The organism is Agrobacterium sp. 33MFTa1.1 (assembly GCF_004328495.1).
Classification (GTDB): Bacteria; Pseudomonadota; Alphaproteobacteria; order Rhizobiales; family Rhizobiaceae; genus Agrobacterium; species Agrobacterium pusense.
This window is the reverse complement of the sequence record NZ_CP036358.1, coordinates 1,809,920-1,827,113: the sequence shown is the minus strand read 5'-3', so window position 1 is coordinate 1,827,113 and position 17,194 is coordinate 1,809,920. Positions and strand designations below refer to the sequence as shown.

Annotated in this window: 16 protein-coding genes; 7 read left to right on the top strand and 9 right to left on the bottom strand. The window is 58.7% G+C overall.

The features are described from left to right. The first annotated feature begins 233 nt into the window (after positions 1 to 233). Complete coding sequence (locus EYD00_RS09275; RefSeq protein WP_004442971.1) at positions 234 to 2,084, top strand: ABC transporter ATP-binding protein; 1,851 nt, start codon at positions 234 to 236, stop codon at positions 2,082 to 2,084. A gap of 144 nt (positions 2,085 to 2,228) precedes the next feature. Continuing rightward, the gene (locus tag EYD00_RS09270) at positions 2,229 to 4,097 is read left to right on the top strand and encodes an ABC transporter ATP-binding protein (RefSeq protein WP_004442969.1); all 1,869 of its coding nucleotides are present in this window, start codon (positions 2,229 to 2,231) and stop codon (positions 4,095 to 4,097) included. A gap of 9 nt (positions 4,098 to 4,106) precedes the next feature. Here EYD00_RS09270 and EYD00_RS09265 read toward each other — a convergent pair whose 3' ends face one another. Continuing rightward, positions 4,107 to 5,039: an endonuclease/exonuclease/phosphatase family protein gene (locus tag EYD00_RS09265; protein ID WP_004442967.1), complete on the bottom strand. Its 933-nt coding sequence runs from the start codon at positions 5,037 to 5,039 to the stop codon at positions 4,107 to 4,109. 309 nt (positions 5,040 to 5,348) lie between these two features. On the opposite strand from EYD00_RS09265, the gene petA reads away from it, so the two are divergent. The 4 genes from petA (at position 5,349) to EYD00_RS09245 (ending at position 8,904) form a co-directional block, all read left to right on the top strand. Beyond that, the gene (petA, locus tag EYD00_RS09260; RefSeq protein ID WP_004442965.1) at positions 5,349 to 5,927 is read left to right on the top strand and encodes a ubiquinol-cytochrome c reductase iron-sulfur subunit; all 579 of its coding nucleotides are present in this window, start codon (positions 5,349 to 5,351) and stop codon (positions 5,925 to 5,927) included. Between the two features lie 14 nt (positions 5,928 to 5,941). Further along, positions 5,942 to 7,225, top strand: a complete 1,284-nt coding sequence (locus EYD00_RS09255) for a cytochrome b (RefSeq protein ID WP_004442963.1) — start codon at positions 5,942 to 5,944, stop codon at positions 7,223 to 7,225. Between the two features lie 22 nt (positions 7,226 to 7,247). Continuing rightward, positions 7,248 to 8,135: a cytochrome c1 gene (locus tag EYD00_RS09250; RefSeq protein WP_004442961.1), complete on the top strand. Its 888-nt coding sequence runs from the start codon at positions 7,248 to 7,250 to the stop codon at positions 8,133 to 8,135. A gap of 226 nt (positions 8,136 to 8,361) precedes the next feature. Next, positions 8,362 to 8,904 (top strand): adenine phosphoribosyltransferase, encoded by a 543-nt coding sequence (locus tag EYD00_RS09245; protein ID WP_004442960.1) that lies wholly within the window; start codon positions 8,362 to 8,364, stop codon positions 8,902 to 8,904. A 43-nt stretch (positions 8,905 to 8,947) separates the two neighbouring features. Here EYD00_RS09245 and EYD00_RS09240 read toward each other — a convergent pair whose 3' ends face one another. From EYD00_RS09240 to ychF, 3 genes are all read right to left on the bottom strand, one after another. Continuing rightward, positions 8,948 to 9,415 (bottom strand): MaoC family dehydratase, encoded by a 468-nt coding sequence (locus EYD00_RS09240; protein ID WP_004442959.1) that lies wholly within the window; start codon positions 9,413 to 9,415, stop codon positions 8,948 to 8,950. After that, on the bottom strand, positions 9,412 to 9,885 hold the full coding sequence (locus EYD00_RS09235) for a MaoC family dehydratase (RefSeq protein ID WP_004442958.1): 474 nt from the start codon (positions 9,883 to 9,885) through the stop codon (positions 9,412 to 9,414). The genes EYD00_RS09240 and EYD00_RS09235 overlap by 4 nt, the downstream gene beginning before the upstream one ends. Positions 9,886 to 10,180: 295 nt before the next feature. Then, complete coding sequence (ychF, locus tag EYD00_RS09230; RefSeq protein WP_004442957.1) at positions 10,181 to 11,284, bottom strand: redox-regulated ATPase YchF; 1,104 nt, start codon at positions 11,282 to 11,284, stop codon at positions 10,181 to 10,183. 241 nt (positions 11,285 to 11,525) lie between these two features. Between ychF and clpS the strand changes: the two genes are divergently transcribed. Further along, positions 11,526 to 11,837 carry an ATP-dependent Clp protease adapter ClpS gene (gene clpS, locus EYD00_RS09225; protein ID WP_034498844.1) on the top strand — a complete coding sequence of 104 codons (312 nt, stop codon included), beginning with the start codon at positions 11,526 to 11,528 and terminating at the stop codon, positions 11,835 to 11,837. A 3-nt stretch (positions 11,838 to 11,840) separates the two neighbouring features. On the opposite strand, the gene EYD00_RS09220 is transcribed toward clpS, so the two are convergent. From EYD00_RS09220 to EYD00_RS09200, 5 genes are all read right to left on the bottom strand, one after another. Continuing rightward, positions 11,841 to 12,293 carry a GNAT family N-acetyltransferase gene (locus EYD00_RS09220; protein WP_004442955.1) on the bottom strand — a complete coding sequence of 151 codons (453 nt, stop codon included), beginning with the start codon at positions 12,291 to 12,293 and terminating at the stop codon, positions 11,841 to 11,843. A 7-nt stretch (positions 12,294 to 12,300) separates the two neighbouring features. Beyond that, positions 12,301 to 13,017 (bottom strand): aminoacyl-tRNA hydrolase, encoded by a 717-nt coding sequence (gene pth, locus EYD00_RS09215; protein ID WP_004442954.1) that lies wholly within the window; start codon positions 13,015 to 13,017, stop codon positions 12,301 to 12,303. A 99-nt stretch (positions 13,018 to 13,116) separates the two neighbouring features. Then, a complete protein-coding gene (locus EYD00_RS09210) occupies positions 13,117 to 13,830 on the bottom strand; it encodes a substrate-binding periplasmic protein (protein WP_004442952.1) in 714 nt (237 codons plus the stop codon). A 16-nt stretch (positions 13,831 to 13,846) separates the two neighbouring features. After that, positions 13,847 to 16,234 carry an EAL domain-containing protein gene (locus EYD00_RS09205; RefSeq protein WP_004442951.1) on the bottom strand — a complete coding sequence of 796 codons (2,388 nt, stop codon included), beginning with the start codon at positions 16,232 to 16,234 and terminating at the stop codon, positions 13,847 to 13,849. A gap of 298 nt (positions 16,235 to 16,532) precedes the next feature. Next, positions 16,533 to 17,141, bottom strand: coding sequence for a 50S ribosomal protein L25/general stress protein Ctc (locus tag EYD00_RS09200; protein WP_004442950.1), 609 nt, complete (start codon positions 17,139 to 17,141; stop codon positions 16,533 to 16,535). Positions 17,142 to 17,194: the final 53 nt, after the last annotated feature.

Sequence of the window (17,194 nt, the reverse complement as noted above, 5' to 3'; positions counted from 1 at the left end):
TTCAACACCAGCCAAGGGAGGTTCTTATGCCAAATGACATTCGTATTCGCCTCCCGGCCCCAGTAGTGCTGCTGCTGGCCTAGGTGTTACTCTGCGGCTCGGCCGCGTTTCCCTTATTCCGATTCGTCATGTGGCTGTCACGGCCATGTTCAAAGACTTTTCCGTTCCGTCGTGGGCCATATTGCGTCCGCTTACCTTTGACGACGGGGCGATTTATTGCCGGAGCTTGGCCTATGTTTGGCTGGTTTGAAAAACGTCTCGATCCCTTTCCGTCTTCGACGCCTTCCGTGCCGCCGAAGACGCTTCTGCCGTTCCTGTGGCATTATGTGAAGCCCGCCTGGCCGTGGCTGCTGCTGCTCGGCCTGATGTCGATGGGCATCGCCGTTGCGGAAGCGATGCTTTACAAATTCCTCGGCAATATCGTCGACTGGCTTTCCACGGCCAATCGCGAGACGTTTTTTGCCGATGAGGGCTGGCATCTGATCATCATGGCCGGGCTGGTGCTGTTTCTGCTGCCGCTGATGGGCGCGATCCACACCATGACGATGCACCAGACGCTTGCCGGCAATTTCGGCATGATTGCGCGCTGGAAAATGCACCGTTTCCTGCTGCGCCATTCCATGACGTTTTTCGCCAATGAATTTGCCGGCCGGGTTTCGACCAAGGTCATGCAGACGGCGCTGGCGATCCGCGAAGTGGCACTGAAGGTCATCGACGTCTTCGTCTACGCGATCAGCTTTGTCTTTTCGATGCTGTTCATGGTCGCGGCTGCCGATTGGCGACTGGTTATCCCCCTTTTGGTCTGGCTGGGTATCTACATGGGTATACTCGCCTATTTCGTGCCCAAGCTCGGCCGGCTGGCGCAGGAGCAGGCCGATGCGCGCTCCATGATGACGGGCCGGATAGTCGACAGCTATACGAATATCTCGACGATCAAGCTGTTTTCCCATGCGGGCCGCGAGGAGAGATACGCGCGTGAGGGCATGAACGTGTTTCTCGGAACCGTTCACCGCCAGATGCGCAAGATTTCCGGCTTCAACATCCTGATCGACCTCAACAATGCGGTGGTTCTGTTTTCAACGGCCGCGCTCGGTCTCTATTTCTGGATGCAGGGTTCGGTGACGGCTGGCTCCGTCGCCATTGCCATCAGCCTTGCGATGCGCGTCAACGGCATGTCGCAGTGGATCATGTGGGAAGTCACCTCACTGTTCGAAAATATCGGCACGGTCTATGACGGCATGTCGATGATGACGAAACCGCACGATATCGTCGATGTTCCGAAGGCTCCGGAACTTGCGGCCCCGCAGGGCGGCATCCGCTACGACAACGTCCGCTTCCACTATGGCAAGAACAAGGGCGTGATCGACGGGCTGACGCTCGACATCAAGCCAGGCGAGAAAGTTGGTCTTGTCGGTCGTTCGGGGGCGGGCAAGACGACGCTGATGAACCTGCTGCTGCGTTTTTACGATCTGGAAGGCGGCAGGATCACCATCGACGGTCAGGACATCTCCAAGGTGTCGCAAGACAGCCTGCGAGAATTGATCGGTGTCGTGACGCAGGATACGTCGCTGCTGCACCGCTCGATCCGCGACAACATTGCCTATGGTCATCCGGAAGCCACCGACGAGCAGGTGATTGCGGCAGCAAAGCGGGCCAATGCCTGGGATTTCATCGAAACGCTGGTCGACATGCATGGTCGCCAGGGCCTCGATGCCCAGGTAGGTGAACGCGGCGTGAAACTGTCGGGCGGCCAGCGCCAGCGTATCGCAATTGCGCGCGTCTTCCTCAAGAACGCGCCGATTCTGGTACTTGATGAGGCGACCTCGGCGCTCGATTCAGAAGTCGAGGCGGCAATTCAGGAGAACCTGTTCTCGCTTATGGAAGGCAAGACGGTGATCGCCATCGCCCACCGTCTCTCGACGCTGACCGAAATGGACCGGCTGATCATTCTGGACAAGGGCCGGATTGTGGAAGCGGGCAGCCATGCGGAACTGGTGGCAATGGGCGGCATTTACGCCGATCTGTGGCGGCGCCAGTCCGGCGGCTTCATCGCCGATCACGAGGCGGAAGCGGCCGCGGAGTAAGGAAAGACGAAGGGCGGGAAACAGGGTTCCCGCCCTCCGTCTTTTATTCCCGCCTTTTTCATTCTCGGAACGTTACCGAAATATAATCTCTCACCGTAGCCTCCGCGGCTGTTCCCGCACCGGGAATCCGCCTATATCCGGATCATGCTCATTACCCGCATCTTCGAGTATTTCGAGAACTGGATAAAGCCCTTCGACCGCAAGGACGATTTGCGGCCGCCGGAAAGCACGTTCGCCTTCATCTGGTTTTATATTTCGCAGGCGAAAGCGCCGTTCTTCGCGATGCTGGTGCTGGGTGGGCTGACTGCGGCCATCGAGGCGGCGCTTTTCTGGTTCGTCGGTCGGCTTGTTGATATTCTCTCGACGGTAAAACCGGAAGAAGGCTGGGCCGGGTTGCTTTCCACCCATGGCGGCGAGCTCGTCGGCATGCTTGTCCTGATCGGGGTCATCCGCTTCATCGTCACGATGCTGACGGCGCTGGTGGATCAGCAGATCATCACGCCCGGCTTCTACAACCTGGTGCGCTGGCAATCCTACATGCATGTGGCGCGGCAGTCGCTGACCTTTTTCCAGAACGATTTTTCCGGCCGCATCGTCACCAAGGTCTGGTCCGGCGGGCAGGCGGCGGGCGACCTTGTGACCTCGTTGATGGAAAGCGTCTGGTTCGTCGGTATCTATTCCGTCTCGATGCTGTTTCTGATCGGGGGGCTGGACTGGCGGCTTGCGGTCGTCGTCGTTGTCTGGGTGGCGATCTTCTCGCTGCTGGCGCGCTATTTCGTGCCGCGCATCCGCTATCATTCAAAAGAAACGGCGGAAGCCGCCTCCATGCTTTCCGGCCGCATGGTAGATGCCTACAGCAATATCCAGACCCTGCGGCTGTTCGGGCGCGACGACGCCAATGACCGCTACATGCGGCAGGGCTTCGATATCTTTCAGCGTGCGACGATGACGTTCACGCGGTTCATTACCGGCGTGCGGGCATCGATGGCGCTGCTGTCAGGCGTTATGATCACGTCCATGGCGGCTCTCTGCATCGATCTGTGGCTTTCCGGCAAGATCAGTTCCGGTGCGGTGGCCTTCACGCTGGCGCTGGTGCTGCGTCTCAATTTCCTGCTGGGGCGCCTGATGACGCAGTTCAACGGCATCATGCGTAATTTCGGCACGGTGCAGAACGCCGCCGAGTTGATCTCTCAGCCGATCGGTCTCGTCGATGCGCCTGACGCGGTTATGCTGGAGGTTAAAAAACCGAGCATTCGTTTCGAGAATGTCAGTTTCCACTATGGCCGAAAGAACGGCGTCATCGACCATCTCAATCTCGACATCAGGGCAGGGGAAAAGGTCGGCATCGTCGGACGCTCCGGCGCGGGAAAATCCACCCTCGTTAATCTGCTGCTGCGGTTTTACGATGTCGAGAAAGGACGCATTCTCATCGACGGGCAGGATATTGCGGGGGTAACCCAGGAATCGCTGCGGGCCCATATCGGCATGGTTACGCAGGACACCTCGCTGCTGCATCGCTCTATCAGGGACAACATCCTGTTCGGCCGCACCGACGCCAGCGAAACGCAATTGCAGGAGGCGACGCGACGGGCCAAGGCGGACGACTTCATCAAGCGGCTGGAGGATCAGCGCGGACGCACCGGTTTCGACGCCCATGTGGGCGAACGCGGCGTGAAACTCTCCGGCGGCCAGCGCCAGCGCATCGCCATTGCCCGTGTGATGCTGAAGGATGCGCCAATCCTCGTGCTTGATGAGGCGACCTCAGCGCTCGATTCCGAGGTAGAGGCTGCGATCCAGAGTAATCTGGACGAGCTGATGCAGGGCAAGACGGTACTGGCAATCGCCCACCGCCTTTCGACCATCGCGGCGCTCGACCGGTTGATCGTGATGGATCAGGGGCGCATCGTCGAGCAGGGCACACATTCGGAACTGGTCTCGCGGGGCGGACTCTATTCGGAGCTCTGGGCGCGGCAATCGGGCGGGTTTCTCGCAGCAGACGAGGCGATCCCGTAAAGCGCGGCGCTATTTGCCGATCATGAAGTCGGCCATCAGGCCGTAATGATTGGAGCCGAGACTGTCCGGCAGGCGCGTGGTTTTTATCAGCGTTGCCGGTTCACGGGCGAAGATATGGTCGATGGCTATGCCGAAACGTCCCACTTCCGTTGGCCAAGTCGCGGGCTCCCAGGGGGCTTTCCTGAGATTGTTGGCGGCCAGAAAATCCCGCATATCGGGAGCGATGCTTGCCGAATTGAAGTCTCCTGCAAGAATGAGCGGCCCGGTGACGCGGTAGAGAATTTCGCTGACCTCGTCCAGCTCGTCGCGGTGATAATCGTCGAAATAGGGCTTGGTAAGATGTGCCGCGGCCAGCGTGACTTCCCTGCCGTCGAGATCGATTTTGGCGATCGCGAAACGGTCGCGGCGCAGGTCGCTAAGACTATGAAAATGGCCTTCGAGCAAAGGCCGCTTCGACAGGATCACGAGGTCACAGCCTGGCGTTCCCTCGAAGCAGCCCAGCCTGTGCGGATATGTCTGTTGCAGACGCGGCAGAGCCGATTGTAGGGCGTCCGCTTCAAAGAGATAAACCGCATCGGCGTGTGATTCGACAATCGCGTCGGCAATAACCTCCGCATTGGCGGCGTTATCCATCAGCACATTGAAGGAAAGCAGCCGGAACGGCTGCGCATCCGGTGCGGCCGTGGCCGATGTCGAAAAATCCAGAAGCATGGCCACCGCATGGACGGCGAGCGCAATCGACCAGACCAAGAGCACGGCGGAAAAGGCGTCGCGCATGAGCCAAAATACCAGCCATGACAACAGGATGCAGATAATGGCGATATGAAGCTGGAAGCTGGTGACGAAGGCAAGAAGCCAGAAATCGGTGATGTAGCGCAGACTGGCAATGACGAGAACGGCAGCAACCGCCGTGGAGACCATGCACGAGAGCTTCGCCGTCATCCGAATCCCTGCTTTCCAAGCTCTCCCTCGTAGTCTCCTAACATGGCGCCTTTGGGTGCACAATGTTGCCCGACTGCCAGAGGCGGCGAAAAAATGAGAAGCAAATCGGGCGCTTCGGGCAGAATTACGGCAGCTTTGTGTGCTTTGCTCTTGCCAAGTCGGTCAATATTTTGCGATCACACAGAGTGACGCGGTTTCTTGATGCCGCAGTTGTGTCCAGGACGGTGGGACGGAGATTGTCCTGGATCAAATCATAGCGGGAGGACTCATGCGATTTACGGCAAAAACAGCGCAGAGGATGGTGTAGCGGTGAGCGAGCACGTAACCAATCACGACGCTTCGGGTGAACCGACCCGTCGCGATTTTCTTTATCTAGTGACAGGAATGGCGGGCGCCGTCGGTGCCGCCGCAGTTGCATGGCCTTTCATTGACCAGATGCGCCCCGATGCATCGACGCTGGCGCTGGCCTCCATCGAAGTGGATGTCGCGGCGGTCGAGCCGGGCATGTCACTTACCGTCAAGTGGCGCGGCAAGCCGATTTTCATCCGCAACCGCACGGAAAAGGAAATCGAGGAAGCCAAGGCGGTCGCTCTTGGCGAACTCAAGGATCCGGTGGCGCGCAACGCCAACATTGCCGCCGACGCGCAGGCGACCGATATCGACCGTTCCGCCGGCGAGGGTAAGGAAAACTGGATCGTCATGGTCGGTTCCTGCACCCATCTCGGCTGCGTTCCGCTCGGCCAGGCCGGCGATTTCGGCGGATGGTTCTGTCCCTGCCATGGCTCGCACTACGATACGGCGGGCCGCATACGTAAGGGTCCGGCGCCGCAGAACCTCGCCATCCCGACATTTGCATTCACATCCGATACCGTGATCAAGATCGGATAAGGGGACAGATATTCATGAGTGGTCATTCCAGTTATCAGCCGTCCACCGGCATCGAGAGGTGGATCGATTCGCGGCTTCCCTTGCCGCGCATGATCTATGACAGCTTCGTTGCCTATCCTGTCCCGCGTAATTTGAACTACGCCTACACTTTCGGCGCGATGCTCTCCGTCATGCTGATCGTGCAGATCCTTACCGGCGTCGTGCTGGCCATGCATTATGCGGCCGAAACGACGGTTGCCTTCAATTCCGTCGAAAAGATCATGCGCGACGTCAACCACGGCTGGCTGCTGCGCTACATGCATGCCAACGGCGCGTCGTTCTTCTTTATCGCGGTTTACCTGCACATCGCCCGTGGCCTCTATTACGGCTCCTACAAGGCGCCGCGTGAAATCCTCTGGATTCTTGGCTGCGTCATCTTCCTGCTGATGATGGCGACGGGCTTCATGGGCTATGTTCTGCCCTGGGGTCAGATGTCCTTCTGGGGCGCGACCGTCATCACCGGCTTCTTCACGGCGTTTCCTGCCATCGGCGAATGGATCCAGCAGTTCCTGCTCGGCGGCTTTGCCGTGGATCAGCCGACGCTGAACCGCTTCTTTGCGCTTCACTATCTGCTGCCGTTCATGATTGCGGGCGTCGTTATCCTGCATATCTGGGCGCTGCACGTCACCGGCCAGACCAATCCTACCGGCGTCGAAGTGAAGAGCAAGACCGACACCGTTCCCTTCACGCCCTATGCGACGCTGAAGGATGCGCTCGGTGTTTCCGTGTTCCTGATCGGTTATGCCTGGTTCGTCTTCTACATGCCGAACTTCCTTGGCCACCCTGATAACTACATCATGGCAGATCCCTTGAAGACCCCGGCGCATATCGTTCCGGAATGGTACTTCCTGCCGTTCTACGCCATGCTGCGCGCCATCACCTTCAACATCTGGGTCATCGATTCCAAGCTGGGTGGCGTTCTCGTGATGTTCGGCGCAATCGTCGTGCTGTTCTTCCTGCCCTGGCTCGATACGTCGAAGGTTCGCTCCGCCGTCTATCGTCCCTGGTACAAGATGTTCTTCTGGCTATTCGTGGTGAATGCCATCATGCTCGGCTGGCTGGGTTCGCGCCCGGCGGAAGGCACCTACGTCATCATGTCGCAGATCGGCACGCTTTATTACTTCGGTTTCTTCCTCGTCATCATGCCGATCCTCGGTCTGGTCGAAACGCCCCGGCGTATTCCGAATTCGATTACCGAGGCCGTTCTCGAAAAGAACGCCGCCAAGTCGGGTGCCGCGCCTGCGGCTGCCGAAATCTGAGCGCGAAGGAAGGATGACGACAATGAAGAAGCTTGTAACGAGCATCGCGCTTTTCGCCGCCATCGGCTGTTCCTTCACCGTCGCCTCGGCGGCGGAGGAGAGCCATGACCTCGCCACCAAGACGGAACATGCGATTGCCGGGGGCCACTTCCCGGTGATCAAGCCCGAGGAGCAGAGCTGGTCATTTGCCGGTCCTTTCGGCAAATATGACAAGGGCCAGCTGCAGCGTGGTCTCAAGGTCTACAAGGAAGTCTGCTCGGCCTGCCATTCCATGAGCCTTGTCTCTTTCCGTACGCTGGAGGATCTTGGCTATTCGGAAGAGCAGGTAAAGGCTTTCGCCGCTGAATATGAAGTGCAGGACGGTCCGAATGCCGACGGCGAAATGTATAATCGCAAGGCCGTGCCGTCAGATCATTTCCCATCGCCATTCCCGAACCATGAGGCGGCTGCTGCCGCCAATGGTGGCGCCGCACCGCCAGACATGTCGCTGCTTGCCAAGGCGCGCGGCGTGGAGCGTGGTTTCCCGCAATTCATCATCGACATGATCCCGATCGTCGGCGGTTATCAGGAAGGCGGCCCGGATTACATCCATGCGCTGCTGACCGGATATCAGGACCCGCCGGCTGGTGTTGAAGTGGCCGAAGGCACACATTTCAATCCGTATTTCGTCAGCGCGGTCGCGTTGAAGATGGCGCCGCCGATCAGCGCCGATCAGGTGACTTACGACGATGGCGCGCCGCAGACCGTGGATCAGTATTCCAAGGATGTGGCCGCCTTCCTGATGTGGGCTGCAGAACCGCATCTGGAAGAGCGCAAGCGCACCGGCTTCATGGTCATGGTGTTCCTGTTCATCTTCACCGCGCTGATCTACCTCACCAAGAAATCGGTCTACGCCAACAAGGAACATTGATCGGCACTTCGGTGCCGGCAGTCATCGGCCCCCATGGTCTCCATGGGGGCCTTTTTATTTGAAGTCTGGCATTGACCTGGTTGTCGTTCACAAGATGCGGATTTGCGATGCTCCATACCAATCGGCGTTGGCCGAAGGTTGCGCCGGTCCTTTTTAGTTGGTGCGCCGCCGTCAAGTTGATAGGGTGGCCCGAACCATCCATTTCCCATTTTTAACTGGAAATACCATGACCGTTATCGCTTCGGAGCTTTCCGCTGCCATCCGTTCCATTCCCGACTATCCGAAGCCGGGCATCATCTTCAGGGACATCACCACGTTGCTTGGCAATCCCCGCGCATTCCGCCGCGCCGTGGACGAACTCGTGCAACCTTATGCGGGAACGAAGATCGACAAGATCGCGGGCATGGAAGCGCGCGGCTTCATTCTGGGCGGCGCGGTGGCGCATCAGCTTTCGGCCGGCTTCGTGCCGATCCGCAAGAAGGGCAAGCTCCCGCATGCCACTGTAAGGGTTGCCTATAGCCTGGAATACGGCGTCGATGAAATGGAAATGCATGTTGATGCGGTGCAGCCGGGTGAAAAGGTCATTCTGGTCGATGACCTGATTGCGACCGGCGGGACTGCCGAGGGCGCTGTCAAGCTTTTGCGCCAGATGGGCGCGGAGATCGTCTCCGCCTGCTTCGTTATCGATCTGCCTGATCTCGGCGGCCGCAAGAAACTCGAGGACCTCGGTGTCGAGGTACGGACTCTGGTGGAATTTTCCGGTCATTGAGCGGCGGGTGGGGCAGGTCGCAATGACATGCCCCGAAGCTGGCTTACTCGAATTCCAGAACCCCGCTCTGGAAAGTCAGGACGGTCTCTCCCGACTGGTTGACCCCTTCGTTAAATGTGGTGTTCAGCCAGATACCGGCCCGGGATTCCAGCGCCCGGGTATCGAGCAGGGTGACGAAGTAGGTGACATCGTCTCCCGCGAAGACCGGCTTTTTCCATTTAAGTTCCCGAAAGCCCGGTGAAGGGCCGAGTTTTGGCGGTTCAAGGCCCTCAAGCTTCAGTCTTTTAACCTCTTTGGCCCAGTACGAGAGAAAACACTTCATCCAGCCTGCACCAGTGTGCCATCCAGATGCGCAAAGTGCGCCGAAAACGCTGTTCTTTGCGGCTTCGGCATCAAGATGAAATGGCTGCGGATCGAAATCGCGGGCGAAGCGAATAATGTCTTCGGCGGAAAAATGCAGCGTATCGAGGGTCACTCGTTCGCCGATCGGGGAGAGTTCTGCCAGTCTCATGCCGCAATACCTCCATTGCCGCGCATCAGGAACATCACGGTGTTTTCGCCGTGCGACACCAGAACGTCGCGCTGGTTATAAAGCTCGTGGCGAAATTTCACGAGGCCGATACCGGGGCGCGAAGCCGAAGGGCGCTGCTCCAGCACGATGGATTTCCCAGAAAGCGTATCTCCTGCCAGAACCGGCTTCTTCCAATCAACGTAGTCGATGCCGGGGCTGCCCTGCGACGTCGAATCCGAGATATAGCTGTCCGCCATCATTCGCATCAGCAGACTGCAGGTGTGCCAGCCGGAAGCTGCAAGCCCACCAAGAATGCTCTGGCGGCCTGCTTCTTCGGAAAGATGCATGGGTTGCGGATCGAATTCGCTGGCGAAAGCAATGATCTGCCCCGCGGAGATCGGTTGCGGTCCAAGCGGAAACTCCCGCCCTACCGTGAAATCCTCGTAAGCATAGGTCGCGACCGGCGCCATGGTTTCCTCCCTTCGCACAGTCAATACCGTCGCATCTAAGAGGATTTTTCCCTTTACGTAAAGGTCAAATCGGTGGCGCAATATGGAGCGGGAAGGCGCTATGGAGCGAGCGGATGCGTCTCGCATCTTCCCCCGCCGCGGAGAAGGTCGCGGCAGCGGGATGAGCGGGCGAAGGTAGCGAGCTGCGGCAACGTTGCCCTTCATCCGACCCTTGGGGCAATCTTCTCCCCGCTCGGGGAGAAGAAACAAGCGGCTGGGTCCGCCCCATAAAAGAAGCAAGCCCGTTCAGATCAAATCAGGTATTAAAGCGGAAGTGGATGACGTCGCCGTCCTGAACCACATATTCCTTGCCTTCGTCGCGTCCCTTGCCAGCTTCCTTGGCGCCGACTTCGCCCTTGTAGGTAACATAATCGTCAAAGCCGATGGTGAAGGCGCGGATGAAGCCGCGTTCGAAATCGCTGTGGATGACGCCGGCGGCGGCGGGTGCTTTGGTGCCGCGCACGATCGTCCATGCGCGTGTTTCCTTGGGGCCGACGGTGAAATAGGTGATGAGGTCGAGCAGGTGGTATCCCGCACGGATCAGCCGGTCGAGGCCGGCCTCGTTAAGACCAAGGGCCGAGAGGAATTCTTCGGCTTCATCGGCTGGAAGCTGCGCGACTTCGGCTTCGATCGCCGCCGAGATGATCACGCATTCCGCACCCTGTTGCTTCGCCATTTCCGCGACGGCTGCTGTGTGCTCGTTGCCGGACGATGCGTCGGCTTCCGAGACGTTGCAGACATAAAGCACCGGGTGCGATGTCAGAAGGTTGAGGCCTTTGAGGATTTCGATTTCCTCGTCCGCCAGTGTCTTCAAAAGCAGGCGTGCCGGCTTTCCGTCGGTGAGCAGCGCGATGACGGCTTCCATGACAGGCAGTTGGGCCAGCGATTCCTTGTCCTTGCTGGTGGCGCGCTTGCGCGTCTGCTCGACGCGGCGTTCAAGGCTTTCGAGATCGGCGAGCATCAGCTCGGTCTCGATCGTTTCGGCATCGCCAACCGGGTTGATGCGGCCTTCCACATGGGTGATATCGTCGTCTTCAAAGCAGCGCAGCACGTGTACGACGGCATCGACTTCGCGAATGTTGGCGAGGAACTTGTTGCCGAGACCCTCGCCCTTCGATGCGCCGCGAACCAGACCGGCAATATCGACGAAGGAGATGCGGGTCGGGATGATTTCCTTCGAGCCGGCGATGTCGGCAAGGATTTTCATGCGCGCATCGGGCACCGCCACTTCGCCGGTATTCGGTTCGATGGTGCAGAAGGGATAGTTGGCGGCCTGTGCGGCGGCCGTTTTCGTCAGCGCGTTAAAAAGAGTGGACTTGCCGACGTTCGGCAATCCAACGATACCGCATTTGAAGCCCATGGCTTGAAACCTGTCCGTTTGAAAGAATTCGTTGAGGAGCCTTTTGCGGAAAGGGCGGGGGAAGGTCAAGCCCGCGGGTCGATTTGGGCCGGCAAAGGCTTCTTAAAGGCGAGGAATTCCTGACAGACTTGCCGATGGCGTGGTTGCGGCGCAATATAAGCGGGTCAAGCGATCGATCTTTCGTCATCAACGGGGTTTTCCCATGAGCAACCGCGATGAACGGCAGGCACGAGCGGCCATGATGAGCGACAGTCCTGTCGATCTCAAACCAAAACCGAAGGTCAAGCCAAAGCTGGAGCGGCCGAAGCTCTACAAGGTCATTCTGCTGAATGACGACTATACGCCACGTGAGTTCGTGACTTTGGTGCTGAAAGCCGTGTTCCGCATGAGCGAGGAGGCTGGCCACCGGGTGATGATGACGGCGCACCGTTTCGGCAGCGCGGTGGTCGTCGTTTGCGAACGTGATATTGCCGAGACGAAGGCCAAGGAGGCGACCGATCTCGGCAAGGAAGCGGGATTTCCGCTGATGTTCACGACCGAGCCGGAGGAGTGAGCATCAATCCTGCCGGATCTGAAAACCGGTCTTGTTCTGCACGAAGCCGCAGCTTTCGTAAAAGGCGTGAACCTCCGGGCGTTGTTGCCCTGTCAGCAGCATCACCTTGTAACAATTCGCCGCAAAAGCCGCCTCGACGGCATGGCGCACGACCGCGCGGCCATATCCGCGGCCGCGACGGTTTTCCAGTGTCACCACGTTTTCGATAAGAGCATAGGGACGGGCGGCGCGCGTGAGATTTGGAACAATCTGCAGCGTGGCGGTAGCGACCGCTTCCTCGCCTTCGGTCGCAAGAAACACGGTCAGACCCGGCTGGGCGAGCATGGCCGCAAAAGCCGTCTTTGCTTCTTCTGTCGTCATTTCCGGGTCGGATGGATTAAGCGCCCGGTAGAGATCAAGCAATCCAGCCAGATCGCTGGTTCCGGCTTCGCGCGGGGCGATGGTCTTCGAAGACATTCGCGATCTAATCCTTCTTGCCGAACATCCGTTTCAGCATCTCGGCCATCGGCCCGGTCTCCGGCAGCTTTTTAGGCTGGGCGCTGTTGCGTGCCTGGTGGATATGAGACTGCGCGGCGGGTTTGGCTGCCTTGGCCGGCTTCTCGGCTTCGGGCTTGCTGCCCGTGGCCAGCGCCAGCTTGTTCATCAGCTGGGAATCCTCCGCCTTCACCAGCATGGCGGCGTTGTCGGCAATCGCATCCAGCAGCGGCTCCAGCCAGACCCGGTCGGCCTTGGCGAAATCGCCCAGCACATGGCCGTGCACGCGCTCCTTGTCACCGGGATGCCCAATGCCGAGGCGCAGGCGTCGGTAATCCTTGCCGCAATGGGCGTCGAGCGATTTCAGGCCGTTATGGCCACCGTGACCGCCGCCGGTCTTGATGCGCACGCGCCCGGCCGGAAGATCGAGTTCGTCATGGATGGCGATGATGTCCGCCGGCGTGAGTTTGAAGAAGCGCATCGCTTCGCCCACGGATTCGCCCGACAGGTTCATATAGGTCTGCGGTTTCATCAGCAGGACCTTTTCTCCGGCGATCTCGCCTTCGGAAATCTCGGCCTTGAATTTCTTTGACCAGGGCGCGAACGAAGGCAGGCGCTGTAACGCATCCACCGCCATGAAGCCGATATTGTGCCGGTTTCCGGCATATTGCGTGCCGGGATTACCAAGTCCTGCGATGATCTTCATGAAGCATGTCCGCGTTGTGCCTGATGATGCTGTTGTCACCACCCTGAAATCCGCTGGCTGTCAATCTTTTTGTGGGGTTGCGGCAATGCCGGCCGACGCTCAGGGCCTGATGAGATCGTAACGGTCGAAGATCCGCTGTTGTGTCCCGTCGGCGATCAGCTCATCGAGACGGGCCTGCAATTTCGCGATAACCTCGTCCGGCACGCTCTTGTTGCAGGCAAGCCCAAGCTGCTGTCTCGACAGCGTTATCACTTCCCTGAAAGTGTGCGCCGGCAGGCTCTTGAAGGTGCTTTCCGACATGGGCATAAGGTCGATGCGTCCGGCCGTCAGCTTGTGAAGCGTGATCTCGAAATCCGCGCCGACATCCACCTGCGGAAAACCGAGCGTTTCCAGAAGGGTTTCGGTGTAGTCGCCGCGCTGGGTTCCAACCCGGTATTTCTTGGCGTCTTCGAGGCTCAGGACGTTGATATTCGTCTTGCGCCGCGCCACGAGAATGTTGCGATCGATATGAATTGGCGAGACCCATTTGAAGAGCTTTTCCCGCTCGGCGGTCCTCGCCGTGGCGAAGGCACAATGCATCGGCTGTGTTGTGGCAAGGGCGATCGCCCGGGCCCACGGCATGACGGCGACCTCGTAGCTGGTGCCGGTGTCCTCAAGAATGATCTTGAGCTGGTCGAAATAGACGCCGCGTACGCTGCCGTCACTGCCCTGCAGGTTGTAGGGCGGGTAGACTTCCGTGGTCAGGAAAAGCTTGGCCGCGCAGACGGGATTGGCAAGAGCAAGAAAGACCAGGCAAAAGCGGATCAATCCCATGACTACTCCCCGCGGCTCAGGCTTGTCGCGCCGCTGCGCGGCTTTGTCCAGACCCGGCCTCATAGGCGGCAATCAGCCGCTCGATGGGCTGCGGGCGAGCGAAAAAGTAACCCTGGCCATAATCGGCACCCATATCCGCCAGAAGCAGCTTCTGCTCCTCCGTCTCGACACCCTCGGCGATGACAACGCAATTCATCTTGTGCGAGATGGCTGCGATACCTTCGACCAGCATGCGGTTGCGCTGCCGGATTTCCACCGTATCGTCGCAGATCGAGCGGGTGAAGGATTGGTCGATCTTTACAATATCGACCGGAAAGCGGCTGAGATAGCTGAGCGACGAGTAACCCGTGCCGAAATCATCCAGCGCGATGCGGCAACCCAGCTGATGGATGGCGGTGAGGATCGCCCGGATCTGCGGATCGTCCTTCATGATGACCGCTTCGGTGATTTCGATGACCAGCCGCCCGGGAAGAATGCCGTGCCGGTGCAACAGTCCGGCAATGCGTGTCGGCAGTCCCGGTTCGAACTGCAATGGCGAAAAATTCACCGCCACATAGGTTTGCGCCATGCCCGGCAGGCGCGACAGCCTGGCGAGATTGGCGACCGACTGATCAAGGATCACGTTGCCGATACGGTGAATGGTTCCGTTCTCTTCCGCAAGGCTGATGATGGCAGCAGGGGAAAGCAGCCCCTTATCCGGATGGTTGAGGCGCAGCAAGGCCTCGAAACCCGCTGTCTGGCCGGTTGCAATGTTTTGAATTGGCTGAAAATAGGCCTCGAACCAGTCTTCGGAAAGCGCCTGCGCGATATCCCGTTCCAGTTCCGCATGTTCGCGGGCCCTGTCCATGATCGAGCTGTCGAAGACCTGGGAGCCGTTCTTGCCCGTCCGCTTGCGGGTATACATGGCCATGTCGGCGTTCTGCAGAAGCTCGGAGGCACTCGCGGCGTGAAGAGGGTAGACCGCCATACCAATACTGGCGCTGAGGCGGATGCTGTTGTTCTCGATTTCAAATGGAGTGTCCAGCAGGGTGCAGATGCGCTCACAGAACTGCAGGGCGCGCTCTTCCACCTTGTCACCGGCCAGCAGGATTGCGAACTCGTCTCCGCCCAGACGCGAGGCGCTGTCCAGCGGTGTCAGCAGCGGCTGCAGTTTTAATGTGAATTCGCGCAGAACGGCATCGCCTGCGGCGTGACCGAGATTGTCGTTGATGGCCTTGAACCGGTCGAGATCTATGAACAGGCACGCGAGTTCGCTGCCGTTCCTGTCCGCATCGCGAATCTGCAGGTCGAGGATGGCCTCGAAGCCCTGACGGTTGAAGAGGCCGGTCAGATGGTCGGAAATGGCCTGCTGGCGATTACGCTTTTCCGACTGCCGAAGTTCGGTCACGTCGGTCATAACGCAGAGGCAGGTGCTGTGATGGGCCGTATCGCTGGAATCGAGGGCTTTTTCTAGGATAAGGGCATCCATGACGCTGCCATCCCTGCAGTGGAAGCGAACGGTGATGCCTGCCTGTTGGGTGTCAGCCGCCTGATGCGCCGCCCTGCGTTCCTGGAATAATGTCCGGTCATCGGGGTGGATGAGGTCGGCGAAATTCAGGCCGAGTATTCTGGCACGGTCATAACCGGTAGCCTGCACCCAGTAGTCGCTGACGGCGGCGATCCTGTCGTGCCTGTCCAGCGAAAACAGCATGGCCGGCGTGCGGTTGTAGATTTCCGTCTTGCGGGCGTGGGCGTTCTTTATCTCCAGCTCTTCTTTTTCGAGCTGGCTCTGCATTTCGTTGAAGCTTTTCGCCAGCCGGCCGATCTCGTCTTTCGACCGCCAGTCGACGTGGTGGCGGGAGCCGAGGCGTCGTGTCGCTTCTATTGCCGCGGCCAGCCGCATCAGCGGGCGGATGACCATGAAGCGGTTACCGGCAATGGCGGCAAGGACCATGGTAAGAATGGCGAGGATGAAAATCGTGATAAAGGCCAGTTCGGTGCGGCTGAGGGAGGTCAGAAGACCGACATCATCGTAATACACCGTCAATTGGCCGACCGTGACGGGCCCCTTGGTCGTCTTGTAGATGACCTCGCGCGTCGTCGAGGCGGCATCCTGGATGATGTCGCTGCCGGCGGTCTGAACGACATCAAGCTGGCCGGACGTATCCTTGACCTCGACCATACGGATCATGGGATCGGAGACAAGGGTTCCGGTAATCTGGTTTATCGTGTCGTCATCGAGGTCCCACAGGGGGCGGGCCAGCGCCTGCGTATTTGTCGACAGCAGAATTTCGATATGATTGCGCTGGCTGCGAATAGCCTCGTTATAGGAAAGTGTCAGCAAAAGCGTGAAGAGCGGGGCGACCACTGTAAGAAGTGCGCCGGAAACAATCGCGATAAAGCGACTTTCGACGGAATGAGCCATGTTCGATTGCAGCTACCCTTTGCCCCAGACTTGCTGCGCCCTGTTTCATCCTTTCGGACAGAGATGCGTCAGATCCCGGGCAGAGCCCTTTCCCCACGCTATTTCTCGACCCGCCGGTGTTTCCATGAGGGCGCAAGGGTATCGTTTCATGGAAGTGTTAATCGACGCTGAAACAGGGCCCGCATCGCTGGCGGGAAGCGGGCTTTCTGTTTTTAAAGTTCATAAAAACTAAAAGGCCCGTTCCGGAAACGGAACGGGCCTCGTTCTTCAAAGCTGTCCGGCCTTGCGGCCGCCGATTTTATTCCTCGGAAGCTTCTTCAGTTGCTTCTTCTTCAACGCCTGCTGCCGGGGCAACGATCGTTGCGATCGTGAAGTCACGGTCGGCGATAACGGGCGTGATGTTCTTCGGCAGCTTGACGTTCGAGATGTGAACGCTGTCGCCGATCTTCAGGCCGGAGAGGTCAACCGTGATGGCTTCCGGAATGTCGTTGGCCGGGCAGTGGAATTCCACCGTGTGGCGAACGATGTTCAGAACGCCGCCGATCTTGATGTCCGACTTTTCTTCGTTTTCGAAGTGAACCGGAATTTCGACGTTGACGAGCGTGTTGCCCGAAACGCGCAGGAAGTCGACATGCATGGTGAAGTCGCGGACCGGATCAAGCTGGTAATCCTTCGGGAGAACCTTGATCTTCTTGCCGTCGACGTCGATCGTCGCAACCGTCGTCATGAAACCGCCGGCGTGGATACGCTTGGTGACTTCGTTGGTGGACAGGGCGATAGAAATGGGGGCCTGCTTGTCACCATAGATGACAGCGGGAATCAAACCGTTGCGGCGAAGTTCACGAGAGGACCCCTTACCAACTCGTTCGCGCGCCTCGGCCTTGAGCTCATACGATTCTTTGCTCATGGCAATTCCTTTCGAGGTTATATGGAGAGTTCATGCCCGCGGGCGCTGAACTG